The organism is Phytohabitans aurantiacus, assembly GCF_027923225.1.
In the GTDB taxonomy this organism is placed as follows: Bacteria; Actinomycetota; Actinomycetes; order Mycobacteriales; family Micromonosporaceae; genus Phytohabitans; species Phytohabitans aurantiacus.
Genome location: NZ_BSDI01000001.1, coordinates 27,820 through 39,939, shown reverse-complemented (window position 1 = coordinate 39,939; position 12,120 = coordinate 27,820). Strand labels below are relative to the sequence as shown.

Below are 12,120 nucleotides of genomic sequence, written 5' to 3'. Positions count from 1 at the left end.
GGGACGCCCTGATCACGGTTGCCGCGCGGTCCGCACGGATCAGAGGTGGCGGCGGACGAGTCCGGCGCCTAACCGATCAAGGCGACCTGCGTCGATCAAGGACAAATGCACGCGGATCGGAGATCCAAGCACATGTATTTGTCCTTGATCGACGGAAGTGGGTGTGCGAGCGGCGCAGGCTGCGGGGGTTAGGGTGACCTAAGCCCGGAAGGGGCCCTGGGCGGTTCTAGACTCCAACTCGGAAACGCTTGTGAAGCATTTCACTAGCGCCCGACTGGAGGTGAACCGGTGACCGACGAAGCCGACGTCATCGTCGTAGGCGCCGGTCCGGGCGGTTCGACAACCGCCTACCACCTGGCCCGGCACGGTCTCCGGGTGCTGTTGCTGGAGAAGACCGAGTTTCCCCGCGAGAAGGTCTGCGGCGACGGGCTCACCCCCCGCGCGGTCAAGCAGATCGTCAAGCTGGGCATCGACACCAGTCCGGAAAACGGCTGGCTGCGTAACAAGGGTCTGCGCGTCATCGGCGGCGGCGTACGCCTGGAGTTGGACTGGCCGGAGCTCGCCAGCTTCCCCGACTACGGCCTCGTGCGCACCCGCCTCGACTTCGACGACATGCTCGCCAAGCAGGCGGTCGCCGCTGGCGCGAAGCTGTACACCAAGGCCAACGTCCTCCGGCCGATCCTCGACGCCACCGATCGCGCCATCGGCGTGGTGGCCGAGATCGACGGTGAGGAGCAGGAGTTCCGCGCGCCGCTCACGATCGCGGCCGACGGGGTCTCCGGCCGGTTTCCGCTCGCCCTGGGCCTCGCCAAGCGCGAGGATCGCCCGATCGGTGTCGCGGTCCGGCGGTATTACCACTCGCCGCTCCGGCACGAAGACGACTACCTGGAGTCGTGGCTCGAGCTGCGTAGCAAGGAAGCTGGCGACAAGCTGCTGCCCGGATACGGCTGGATTTTCGGCATGGGCGACGGTCGGGTGAACGTCGGGCTCGGCGTGCTCAACAGCTCGGCCGCGTTCGGCAAGACGAACTACCGGCGGCTGCTGGTCGACTGGCTCGGCAGCACCCCGCCGGAGTGGGGCATGAACGACGAGGCCAACGCCGACGGCCCGATCCTGGGCGCGGCGCTGCCGATGGGCTTCAACCGGGTGCCGCACTACACGCGGGGTGTGCTGCTGGTCGGCGACTCCGGCGGTATGGTCAACCCCTTCAACGGCGAAGGCATCGCGTACGCGATGGAGTCGGGCGAGTTGGCCGCCGAGGTGGCCGTGCAGGCGCTGGCTCGTCCAGCCGGCCCGGCCAGGGAGCGTGCGCTCGCCGCATACCCGGCCGAGCTCAAGGCGCGGTACGGCGGCTACTACCGGCTCGGCAACGTTTTCGTGAAGCTCATCGGCAACCCGCAGATCATGAAGATCGCCACGAAGCACGGCATGCCGCACCCGACGCTGATGCGGTTCGTGCTGAAGCTGCTGGCCAACCTGACCGATCCGCGTGGTGGCGACGCGATGGACCGGATCATCAATGCGATGACCAGGGTGGCCCCCGCCGTATGACGGTGTGGGTTGCCCAATAGTGTGACGTGACCGAGGCAAGGCAGGGAAAGGACGAGCAGGGGAAACACGATGTCGCTCTCGCCTTACGTACCCATCATCGGGATGTTCGCTCTCGCCGCGGGTTTCGCGGTCATGTCGGTCGCGATCGCGCCGTTCCTGGGCCCACGTCGCTTCAACAAGGCCAAGCTCGCCGCGTACGAGTGCGGCATCGAGCCGTCGCCCGAGCCAATCGGTGGCGGTCGCGTCCCGGTCAAGTTCTATCTGACCGCGATGCTGTTCATCGTCTTCGACATCGAAATCATCTTCCTGTACCCGTGGGCCGTGTCGTTCGACTCGCTCGGCCTCTTCGGGTTCGTGGAGATGCTGCTCTTCATTGGGACGGTCTTCATCGCGTACGCCTATGTCTGGCGGCGCGGCGGGCTGGACTGGGACTGAGGATCTAGCGCCATGGGTATCGAAGAGAAGCTGCCGAGCGGCATCCTGCTGACCTCCGTCGAGAAGCTGGTCAACTGGACCCGCAAGACCTCGACGTGGGGCGCGACGTTCGGTCTCGCCTGCTGCGCCATCGAGATGATGGCCGCGGGTGCCCCGCACTACGACCTCGGTCGTTGGGGCATGGAGGTCTTCCGCGCCTCGCCGCGCCAGGCCGACCTGATGATCGTGGCGGGCCGGGTGAGCCAGAAGATGGCCCCGGTGCTCCGCCAGATCTACGACCAGATGGCCGAGCCGCGCTGGGTGCTCTCGATGGGCGTCTGCGCGAGCAGCGGTGGCATGTTCAACAACTACGCGATCGTGCAGGGCGTCGACCACGTGGTGCCCGTCGACATGTACCTGCCGGGCTGCCCGCCGCGTCCGGAGATGTTGATCGACGCGATCCTGAAGCTGCGCGAGAAGATCATGCAAGAGCCGCTCGGCGCGAACGGCCGCAAGATGCTCGAGGCGCGCAAGGCCCGCGGTGACGTGCCGGTGGTCGCACCCGGTTCCATGCCCTCGTCGTACCGCTCCGACTCGGCGAAGCGTGTCGAGTGGACGCAGGCAGTCAAGGAAGGCCGCGAGGAGCAACTCCGCATCGAGAAGTGGATGCAGGAGCAGAGGCATCTGCAGGCAGGGGGACGTTGGTGACTGACAGCGTCGACAAGAGCTCGGTACCGGCCGAGGCGCCGCCGGTCGGTGCGACCGCCGGTGCGCCGGCCGAGTACCCGCCGTCCAGCCGTGCGGGCCGCGGCATGTTCGGCATCCAGGGCAGCGGTGACACGTCGGGCTTCGGTGGCCTGGTGCGGCGCCGGGTGGCGCCCGGTGGCGCGGAGCGGCCGTTCGGCGGCTACTTCGACGAGGTGTACGACGCTCTGGAAGAAGCCTTTCCGGGGCTGGACGACGCGATCGAGAAGGTCGTCGTCGACCGGGGCGAGCTGACCCTGCACATCAAGCCGGAGCGGATCCTCGAGGTCTGTCAGGTGATGCGCGACGACGAGTCGCTGCGCTTCGAGCTGTGCTCCAGCGTGTCTGGTGCCGACTACCTCGGTGCCGACGAGCGCCGGCTGCACGTCGTCTACCACCTGACCTCGATGACGTACCGCCGGCGCGTGCGGCTGGAGGTCGCGGTCACCGCCGACAACCCGCGGGTGCCGAGCGTGACGAGCGTCTACCCGACCGCCGACTGGCAGGAGCGGGAGACGTACGACTTCTTCGGCGTCATCTTCGAGGGCCACCCCAACCTCACCCGGGTTCTCATGCCGGACGACTGGGAAGGCTTCCCGCAGCGGAAGGACTACCCGCTCGGCGGCGTGCCGGTCGAATACAAGGGTGCCGAAATCCCACCGCCGGACAAGCGGAGGAGCTACCAATGACGTACGCGACCGAGCGAGAGACGACCGAAGGCAAGGTCTTCAACGTCACCGGCGGCGACTGGGACACCGTCGTCGGCGGGGTCGACCCCATCGAGGCCGAGCACATCGTCGTCAACATGGGCCCGCAACACCCGTCGACGCACGGCGTGCTCCGGCTGGTGCTCGAGCTCGAAGGCGAGACCGTCCGCGAGTGCCGGCTGGTCGTCGGATACCTGCACACGGGCATTGAGAAGAACCTCGAGTACCGCAACTGGGTGCAGGGTTCGACGTTCGTGACCCGCATGGACTACCTGGCGCCGATCTTCAACGAGACGGCGTACGCGCTCGCGGTCGAGAAGCTCCTCGGCATCGAAGACCAGATCACCGAGCGGGCCACGACGATCCGGGTGCTCATGATGGAGCTCAACCGGATCTCGTCGCACCTGGTGTGGCTGGCGACGACCGGCATGGAGCTCGGCGCGATCTCGATGATGCTGTACGGCTTCCGCGAGCGTGAGTACATCCTCGAGATCTTCGAGATGATCACCGGGCTGCGCATGAACATGGCGTACGTCCGGCCGGGCGGGGTCGCGCAGGACGTGCCCGAAGAGGCGGTCAAGAAGATCCGCGAGTTCCTGGAGCTGATGCCCAAGAAGCTCAAGGAGTACGAGGACCTGCTCTCCGGCCAGCCGATCTGGCACCAGCGCACCAAGGACGTCGCGGTGCTCGACGTGACCGGCTGCCTCGCGCTCGGCATCACCGGCCCGGTGCTGCGGTCGGCGGGCCTGCCCTGGGACATGCGCAAGACCATGCCGTACTGCGGCTACGAGACGTACGAGTTCGACGTGCCGACCACGACCACCGGCGACGTGTGGGGCAGGTACCTGGTGCGGGTCGCCGAGATTCGCGAGTCGCTGAAGCTCGTCGAGCAGGCGCTCGACCGGCTCAAGCCTGGCCCGATCATGGTGGCCGACAAGAAGATCGCCTGGCCGGCGCAGCTCGCGATCGGCGTCGACGGCATGGGCAACTCGCTCGAACACGTCGCGAAGATCATGGGCCAGTCGATGGAGTCCCTGATCCACCACTTCAAGCTCGTGACCGAAGGCTTCCGGGTCCCGCCGGGCCAGGTGTACGTGGGCATCGAGTCGCCGCGCGGCGAGCTCGGCGTGCACGCGGTCTCCGACGGCGGCACCCGGCCCTACCGGGTGCACTACCGGGAGCCGAGCTTCATCAACCTCCAGGCCATCCCCGCGATGGCCGAGGGTGGCCTGATCGCCGACGTGATCGCCGGCGGCGCCTCGCTGGACCCCGTGATGGGTGGATGTGACCGATGACAGTGCAGTATTCCGACGACCTCAGGGCCAAGGCGAAGGAGATCGTCGCGCGGTACCCCGCCGACCGGTCGCGTTCGGCCCTGCTGCCCCTGCTGCACCTCGTGCAGGCGGAGGAAGGGCACGTCTCGCCGGCCGGCGTCGAGTTCTGCGCCGAGGTCCTGGGCATCACCAAGGCCCAGGTCGGTGCGGTGGCGACCTTCTACACGATGTACAAGCGCCGGCCCACCGCTGACTGGCTGGTCAGCGTCTGCACCAACACGATGTGCAATGTGCTCGGTGGCCAGGAGGTCTACGACCGGCTCACCGAGCACCTTGGTGTCGGGCACGAGGAGACCACCGCCGACGGCAGCATCACGCTGGAGCACGCCGAGTGCCTGGCCGCCTGCGACTACGGCCCCGTCATGACCGTCAACTACGAGTTCTTCGACAAGGTCGACGCCGACGGGGCGGTCGGCCTTGTGGAGAAGCTGCGCGGCGGCGAGCGGCCGATGCCGAGCCGCGGTGCCCGGCTCTGCACCCTCAAGGAGATGGCGGTGCAGCTCGCCGGCTTCGCCGACGACCGGCCGGAGGGCGTCGCCGACGGCGTCGCGGGCGAGCCCACCCTCCGCGGGGTGCGGCTGGCTCAGGAGCACGGGATCAGCGTCCCCGGGTTCGATCCGGAGACGCCCATCAAGGCGCAGGAGGCGAAATGAGCACTGCCCCTCGGCGCGAGGTGCTGGAAAAGCTCACTCCGGTACTGACGAAGCGCTGGCTGTCGCCGGAGGCGTGGCGCCTCGACGTGTACGAGCAGCTCGACGGGTACGCCGCGCTGCGCAAGGCGCTGGCCGCCCACCCTGACGACCTGATCCAGCTCATCAAGGACTCGGGCCTGCGCGGCCGGGGCGGTGCGGGCTTCCCGACCGGCCTGAAGTGGGGCTTCATCCCGCAGAACGACGGCAAGCCGCACTACCTCGTGGTCAACGCAGACGAGGGCGAGCCGGGCACCTGCAAGGACCTGCCCCTGATGACGCACGACCCGCACTCGCTCATCGAGGGCGTGATCATCGCGTCGTACGCCATCCGCGCCAACCGCGCCTACATCTACATCCGTGGTGAGGCGGTCAACGCCGCTCGCCGGCTGCGCAACGCGGTCGACGAGGCATACAAGGCGGGGTACCTAGGCACCAACATCCTCGGTTCCGGGCTCGACCTCGACGTGGTCGTCCACAGTGGTGCGGGCGCCTACATCTGTGGCGAGGAAACGGCGTTGCTCGACTCGCTGGAGGGCTTCCGCGGGCAGCCCCGCCTCCGCCCGCCGTTCCCCGCGACCCACGGCCTGTACGCCAGCCCCACGGTGGTCAACAACGTCGGCACGATCGCCAGCGTGCCGTACATCGTGCTGGGCGGGGCCGCCTGGTGGAAGACGATGGGCACCGAGAAGTCGGCCGGCCCGATGATCTACTCGCTGTCCGGCCGGATCAACAACCCCGGGCAGTACGAGTGCGGGCTCGGCGTCACGCTTCGCGAGCTGATCGAGCTGGCCGGCGGGATGCAGCCGGGTCACAACCTGAAGTTCTGGACGCCGGGCGGCTCGTCGACGCCGCTGCTGACCGCCGAGCACATGGACGTACCGCTCGACTTCGAGTCGGTCGCGGCCGCCGGTTCGATCCTCGGCACCACGGCGACCCAGCTCTTCTCCGACCAGGACTGCCCGGTCTACGCGACCTACAAGTGGCTGGAGTTCTACCACCACGAGTCGTGCGGCAAGTGCACGCCGTGTCGTGAGGGCAACTTCTGGATGGTGCGGGTCTACCGCCGCATCCTCTCCGGTGAGGGCACGTTCGAAGACCTCGACACCCTGCTAGACACCTGCGACAACATCCTCGGCCGCTCGTTCTGCGGCCTCGGTGACGGTGCGACCAGCCCGGTGACGTCCTCGCTGCAGTACTTCAAGCAGGACTACCTGGACTACATCGAGGGTCGGACCCCGCCGAAGTTGTCCGCGAAGCAGTTGGTTGGAGCGCACTGATGACCGACGTCGCCAAGAAGGCGGACACCGTCACGCTCACGATCGACGGCGTCGAGGTGACCGCGCCCAAGGGCGCGCTGCTCATCCGGGTCGCCGAGCAGTTGGGCATCGAGATCCCGCGGTTCTGCGACCACCCGCTGCTCGCTCCGGCGGGCGCCTGCCGGCAGTGCCTCGTCGAGGTGGAGGGCCAGCGCAAGCCGGTCGCCTCCTGCACCCAGACGGTGGCCGACGGCATGGTGGTCAAGACGCAGCTCACCTCCCCGGTCGCCGACAAGGCACAGGCCGGGATCATGGAGCTGCTGCTCATCAACCACCCGCTCGACTGCCCCATGTGCGACAAGGGCGGCGAGTGTCCACTGCAGAACCAGGCGATGTCGACCGGCCGCGCCGACTCGCGCTTCCACGAGCACAAGCGCGAGTACCCGAAGCCGCTGCCGATCTCGACGCAGGTGCTGCTGGACCGCGAGCGGTGCGTGCTCTGCCAGCGCTGTACGCGCTTCTCCGACGAGATCGCCGGTGACAAGTTCATCGACCTGATGGACCGGTCGTCGGGCGAGCAGATCAACGTGTACCGGGACGACTTCTTCGGCGAAGAGTCGGAGAACCCCGAGGGCGATGTCCCGTTCAACTCCTACTTCTCCGGCAACACGGTGCAGATCTGCCCGGTGGGTGCGCTCACCGGTGCCCAGTACCGGTTCCGCGCCCGCCCGTTCGACCTGGTCTCCTCGCCGAGCGTGTGTGAGCACTGCTCGGCCGGCTGCGCCCAGCGCACCGACCACCGCCGTGGCAAGGTGCTGCGCCGGCTGGCCGGCGACGACGCGGCGGTCAACGAGGAGTGGAACTGCGACAAGGGCCGGTGGGGTTTCCAGTACGCCACCGCGTTCGACCGGCTCACCACGCCGCTGGTGCGTGACGCCAAGACCGGTGAGCTGCGCGAGGCACCCTGGTCGGAGGCGCTCTCCGTGGCGGCCGAGGGGCTGCGCAAGGCCCGCGACGGCGCGCACGGCATCGGCGTACTGACCGGTGGCCGGCTGACGGTCGAAGACGCGTACGCCTACGCGAAGTTCGCCCGGGTGGCCCTGCGCACCAACGACATCGACTTCCGTGCCCGGCCGGTCTCCGCTGAGGAGACCGACTTCCTGGCGAGCACGGTGGTGGGCAGCACCGAGGTCACCTACGCCGACGTCGAGAAGGCGCCGATCGTGGTCCTCGTCGGGCTGGAGCCCGAAGAGGAGTGCCCGATCCTGTTCCTCCGGCTGCGCAAGGCGGTCCGGAAGGGCAAGCAGAAGGTGCTGGCGCTGGCGCCGTTCGTCAGCCGGGGCCTGGAGAAGCTGGGCGCCTCGGTGGGCATCACGGTGCCGGGCGACGAGGCCCGGGTGCTGTCCGACGACGAGCGCTTCGCCGAGGCGCTGCGCACCGAGGGCGCGATCCTGATCGTCGGCGAGCGGCTCGCCACCGTCCCTGGTGGACTGTCGGCCGCCGCTTCGCTCGCCGCGCGTACCGGAGCGAAGCTGGCCTGGGTGCCGCGGCGCGCGGGTGACCGCGGCGCTGTCGACGCCGGATGCCTTCCCAACCTGTTGCCCGGCGGGCGCCTCGTCACCGACGCGGCCGCGCGCGCCGAGCTGGCGGGGGCGTGGGACCTCGAGGCCGGCGTCATCCCGAGCCAGGCCGGCCGCGACACCGACGGGATCATCGCGGCGGCGGCCGCCGGCCGGATCGGCGCGCTGGTCGTCGCCGGCGTCGACCCCGCCGACCTGTCCGACCCCCGTCTCGCCGAGCAGGCGCTCGACGCGGTGCCGTTCCTGATCAGCTTCGAGGTGCGAAACAGCGCGGTCAGCCGCCGCGCCGATGTGGTCTTCCCGGTCGCCCCGGTGGTCGAGAAGGCCGGCAGCTTCGTCGACTGGGAAGGGCGCCTGCGCACGTTCGAGGCGGTCCTGGAGACGACGGCGATGACCGACGGCCGGGTGCTCGACGCGCTCGCCGCGCAGCTCGGCATCCAGCTTGGCACCGGTCAGGTCAACCTGGTCCGCCGCGAGCTGGGCGCGCTTCCCGCGACCCGCGCGGAGCGGCCGGCCGCTCCGCTGGCGGCCTCGCGACCGGTGGCGCAGCCGGGCCCCGGTGAAGCGGTGCTGGCGACCTGGCACCACCTCATCGACCTGGGCAGCCTGACCGACGGCGACGAGCACCTGGGCGGCACCGCCCGGCCGCCGGTGGTCCGGCTGTCGAAGGCCGCCGCCGAGCGTCTCGGCGTGGCCGAGGGTGACGCGGTGACCGTCGGCACCGACCGCGGGGCGATCACGTTGCCGGCCGCGCTCACCGAGCTGCCCGACACGGTCGTCTGGCTGCCGACGAACTCTCCGGGCTCGACCGTCCGCCGCGCGCTCGGCGTCACGGCGGGCGCGGTGGTACGGCTCTCGAAGGGGGCATCATGATCGTCGCCCAGGATCCGACCCTTCAGGACTTCGGCCACGATCCGTGGTGGCTGATCATCGCCAAGATCGTTGCGATCTTCGTCTTCGGTTTGGTGATGACGCTGCTCGGCGTGTGGTTCGAGCGCCGCGTCGTGGCTCGCATGGCGGTGCGTCCCGGCCTCAACCAGGCCGGGCCGTTCGGCCTGCTGCAGACGCTCGCCGACGGTCTGAAGGGCGCGTTCAAGGAAGACATCATGCCGCGCACCGCGGACAAGGTCGTCTTCTTCTTCGCGCCCACGATCGCGGTGATCTGCGGGTTCACGGCGCTGTCGGTGATCCCGTTCGGCCCGATGGTGAGCATCTTCGGCCACAAGACGGCGCTGCAGGTCACCGACGTACCGGTCTCGGTGCTGCTGGTCTTCGCCTGCTCCGGCATGGCGGTCTACGGCATCGTGCTCGGCGGCTGGGCATCCGGCTCGACGTACCCGCTCCTCGGCGGCCTGCGGTCGAGCGCCCAGATGATCTCGTACGAGGTCTCGATGGGCCTGTCGATCGTGGCGGTGTTCATGACCGCCGGATCGGCGTCCACCAGCCAGATCGTCGCGGCGCAGCGCAGCGGCCAGCCGATCAGCTTCTTCGGCTTGGACCTGACCGCGCCCGGCTGGTACGCGATCCTGCTGATCCCCAGTTTCCTGATCTTCTGCATCGCGGCGGTCGGTGAGACCAACCGGGCGCCGTTCGACCTGCCCGAGGCCGAGTCCGAGCTCGTCGCCGGCTACATGACCGAGTACTCGTCGCTGAAGTTCCTGCTCTTCATGATGTCCGAGTACGTGGCCATGGTCGGCATGTCCGCGATGGTGACCACGCTGTTCCTGGGCGGTTGGCGGGCACCGGCGCCCATCACCACGTTCTGGGCGGGCGCCAACTCCGGCTGGTGGCCGCTGCTGTGGATCACCGCCAAGATCGTCATCATGCTGTTCGTGTTCGTATGGCTGCGGGCGACGCTGCCCCGGATGCGTTACGACACGTTCATGCGGCTCGGTTGGCGGGTGCTGCTGCCGATCAACCTGGTGTGGATCCTCGTTCTCGCCGCCATCAAGGTGCTGCGCGAAGACGTCGACAGCACCTCGCGAAACCTGATCCTCGCGGGCGCCATCGTCGCGGCACTCCTCGCGGCGCTGCTGTGGCCGTCGAAGAAGAAGCCACCGGCGCCCACGCTGGAGGAGCTCGCCAAGTCGCGTCCGGCCGGTAGCTTCCCGTTGCCGCCCATGGACCTCCAGGTGCCGCCGAGCCCGCGGGCCCGCCGCGCGGTGGCCGAACGGGAGCCGGCCAACGTCGGCGCCGCACCCGAAGGAGAGCAAGAATGAGCGCATTGGGCGCTGTGAAGGGCTTCGGGGTCACCTTCGCCCACATGTTCCGCAAGACGGTGACCACAAAGTACCCGTTCGAGACCCCGGTGACGGCGCCGCGCTACCACGGGCGGCACATCCTCAACCGGCACCCGGACGGCCTGGAGAAGTGCATCGGCTGTGAGCTGTGCGCTTGGGCCTGCCCGGCGGACGCCATCTATGTCGAGGGCGCCGACAACACCGAAGAGGCACGCTTCTCCCCGGGCGAGCGGTACGCGGCCACGTACCAGATCAACTATGCCCGCTGCATCTTCTGTGGACTGTGCATCGAGGCCTGCCCGACCCGGTCGCTGACCATGAGCAACGAGTACGAGCTGGCCCGCGACTCCCGCAAGGACCTGATCTTCACGAAGGAGCAGCTGCTCGCGCCGCTGCTGCCGGGCATGGAGCAGCCGCCGCACGAGATGTACCTCGGCGAGACCGAGAAGGACTACTACGTCGGCGCGCTGACGAACCCGGGCACCTCGGCGGGTGCCGAGCGGGCGCCGTGGTCCGACCGGGAGACCGCGGACGGATCGGGGGCAACCGCATGAGCACCGGCGAAGCCGTCACCTTCTGGATCCTGGTCTGGCCGGCACTGGTCGGCGCGATCGGCATGGTGCTGGCCCGCAACGCGATCCACTCGGCACTGTGGCTCGTGCTGACGATGCTGAGCATCGGTGTGTTCTACGTGCTGCAGTCGGCGCCGTTCATCGGCATGGCGCAGATCATCGTCTACACCGGCGCCATCATGATGCTGTTCCTCTTCGTGCTGATGCTGGTCGGCCGGGACGCGTCCGACTCGCTCATAGAAACGTTGCGCGGCCAGCGGGTCGCCGCTGTCCTGCTGGGCATCGGGTTCGCGGCGATGGTCGGCACCGGCGTGTACCGCGCAATGGACAACGTCACGCCCGCCGGGCTGGAGCAGGCCAACGCGCAGGGCAACGTCGAGGGCATCGCACGGCTGCTGTTCACCAAGTACGTCTTCGCCTTCGAGGTGACCTCGGCGCTGCTGATCACGGCGGCGGTGGGCGCGATGGTGCTGGCGCACAAGGAGCGGCGCAAGGGTGAGAAGCGCGGCCAGCCCGAGACCATGCGGGCCCGGTTCTACCCCGGCAACTACCCCGGTCCGAAGCCCGGCCCTGGCGTGTACGCCACGTCAGACTCGGTCGCCACGCCGGGTCGCCTGCCCGACGGCACGCTGACCGACCGCAGCATCTCCAAGATCCTGCCCGTACGCGAGCTGACGTCCTCGGAGTCGGCGCCTAAGGGGACAGAGAAGTGAGTGCGACGAATCCCGAGTGGTACCTGGTGCTCGCGGCGGTGCTGTTCACCATCGGCGCGATCGGGGTCCTGATCCGGCGCAACGCGATCGTGCTGTTCATGTGCGTCGAGCTGATGCTGAACGCGGCCAACCTCGCGCTCGTGACGTTCAGCCGGATGAACGGCAACCTCGACGGCCAGATCATGGCGTTCTTCGTCATGGTGGTGGCCGCCGCCGAGGTGGTCGTCGGCCTCGCCATCATCATGTCCATCTTCCGTACGCGCCGGTCGGCCAGCGTCGACGACGCCAACCTGCTGAAGTACTGAGACTGAGGCGGA

General features: G+C 68.6%; 11 protein-coding genes and 1 pseudogene. All 12 read left to right on the top strand.

Translation table 11 applies throughout. The features are described 5' to 3' along the window. The first annotated feature begins 288 nt into the window (after positions 1–288). The 12 genes and pseudogenes from QMG73_RS00175 to nuoK all read left to right on the top strand — a co-directional run bounded on the left by QMG73_RS00175 (position 289) and on the right by nuoK (position 12,108). Complete coding sequence (locus QMG73_RS00175; RefSeq protein WP_281891580.1) at positions 289–1,551, top strand: geranylgeranyl reductase family protein; 1,263 nt, start codon at positions 289–291, stop codon at positions 1,549–1,551. A 69-nt stretch (positions 1,552–1,620) separates the two neighbouring features. Further along, complete coding sequence (locus QMG73_RS00170) at positions 1,621–1,986, top strand: NADH-quinone oxidoreductase subunit A (RefSeq protein WP_281891578.1); 366 nt, start codon at positions 1,621–1,623, stop codon at positions 1,984–1,986. A gap of 12 nt (positions 1,987–1,998) precedes the next feature. Further along, positions 1,999–2,673 carry a NuoB/complex I 20 kDa subunit family protein gene (locus QMG73_RS00165; protein ID WP_281891576.1) on the top strand — a complete coding sequence of 225 codons (675 nt, stop codon included), beginning with the start codon at positions 1,999–2,001 and terminating at the stop codon, positions 2,671–2,673. Continuing rightward, positions 2,670–3,398, top strand: coding sequence for an NADH-quinone oxidoreductase subunit C (locus tag QMG73_RS00160; RefSeq protein WP_281891574.1), 729 nt, complete (start codon positions 2,670–2,672; stop codon positions 3,396–3,398). Before QMG73_RS00165 ends, QMG73_RS00160 begins: the two co-directional genes overlap by 4 nt. Then, the gene (locus tag QMG73_RS00155; protein WP_281891572.1) at positions 3,395–4,711 is read left to right on the top strand and encodes an NADH-quinone oxidoreductase subunit D; all 1,317 of its coding nucleotides are present in this window, start codon (positions 3,395–3,397) and stop codon (positions 4,709–4,711) included. The genes QMG73_RS00160 and QMG73_RS00155 overlap by 4 nt, the downstream gene beginning before the upstream one ends. Beyond that, positions 4,708–5,391: pseudogene (nuoE, locus tag QMG73_RS00150) on the top strand (NADH-quinone oxidoreductase subunit NuoE); the annotation flags it as partial. The gene QMG73_RS00155 and the pseudogene nuoE, both read left to right, overlap by 4 nt. 8 nt (positions 5,392–5,399) lie before the next feature. Beyond that, positions 5,400–6,719, top strand: coding sequence for an NADH-quinone oxidoreductase subunit NuoF (gene nuoF / locus QMG73_RS00145; protein ID WP_281891570.1), 1,320 nt, complete (start codon positions 5,400–5,402; stop codon positions 6,717–6,719). Then, on the top strand, positions 6,719–9,151 hold the full coding sequence (locus QMG73_RS00140) for an NADH-quinone oxidoreductase subunit G (protein ID WP_281891569.1): 2,433 nt from the start codon (positions 6,719–6,721) through the stop codon (positions 9,149–9,151). The genes nuoF and QMG73_RS00140 overlap by 1 nt, the downstream gene beginning before the upstream one ends. After that, the gene (gene nuoH / locus QMG73_RS00135; protein ID WP_281892174.1) at positions 9,145–10,497 is read left to right on the top strand and encodes an NADH-quinone oxidoreductase subunit NuoH; all 1,353 of its coding nucleotides are present in this window, start codon (positions 9,145–9,147) and stop codon (positions 10,495–10,497) included. Before QMG73_RS00140 ends, nuoH begins: the two co-directional genes overlap by 7 nt. After that, positions 10,494–11,072 (top strand): NADH-quinone oxidoreductase subunit NuoI, encoded by a 579-nt coding sequence (gene nuoI, locus QMG73_RS00130; protein WP_309299407.1) that lies wholly within the window; start codon positions 10,494–10,496, stop codon positions 11,070–11,072. Before nuoH ends, nuoI begins: the two co-directional genes overlap by 4 nt. Beyond that, the gene (locus tag QMG73_RS00125) at positions 11,069–11,803 is read left to right on the top strand and encodes an NADH-quinone oxidoreductase subunit J (RefSeq protein WP_281891568.1); all 735 of its coding nucleotides are present in this window, start codon (positions 11,069–11,071) and stop codon (positions 11,801–11,803) included. The genes nuoI and QMG73_RS00125 overlap by 4 nt, the downstream gene beginning before the upstream one ends. Further along, entirely contained in the window at positions 11,800–12,108 is a 309-nt protein-coding gene (gene nuoK / locus QMG73_RS00120; RefSeq protein WP_281891567.1) for an NADH-quinone oxidoreductase subunit NuoK, read from the top strand. Before QMG73_RS00125 ends, nuoK begins: the two co-directional genes overlap by 4 nt. The last annotated feature ends 12 nt before the right edge of the window (positions 12,109–12,120 follow it).

What these genes read in the sequence shown, in the direction of transcription:
- QMG73_RS00170 (WP_281891578.1), top strand. Translation starts at nt 1,621, where the DNA reads ATGTCGCTCTCGCCTTACGTACCCATCATCGGGATGTTCGCTCTCGCC.
- QMG73_RS00165 (WP_281891576.1), top strand. Translation starts at nt 1,999, where the DNA reads ATGGGTATCGAAGAGAAGCTGCCGAGCGGCATCCTGCTGACCTCCGTC.
- QMG73_RS00155 (WP_281891572.1), top strand. Translation starts at nt 3,395, where the DNA reads ATGACGTACGCGACCGAGCGAGAGACGACCGAAGGCAAGGTCTTCAAC.
- nuoF (WP_281891570.1), top strand. Translation starts at nt 5,400, where the DNA reads ATGAGCACTGCCCCTCGGCGCGAGGTGCTGGAAAAGCTCACTCCGGTA.
- QMG73_RS00140 (WP_281891569.1), top strand. Translation starts at nt 6,719, where the DNA reads ATGACCGACGTCGCCAAGAAGGCGGACACCGTCACGCTCACGATCGAC.
- nuoI (WP_309299407.1), top strand. Translation starts at nt 10,494, where the DNA reads ATGAGCGCATTGGGCGCTGTGAAGGGCTTCGGGGTCACCTTCGCCCAC.
- QMG73_RS00125 (WP_281891568.1), top strand. Translation starts at nt 11,069, where the DNA reads ATGAGCACCGGCGAAGCCGTCACCTTCTGGATCCTGGTCTGGCCGGCA.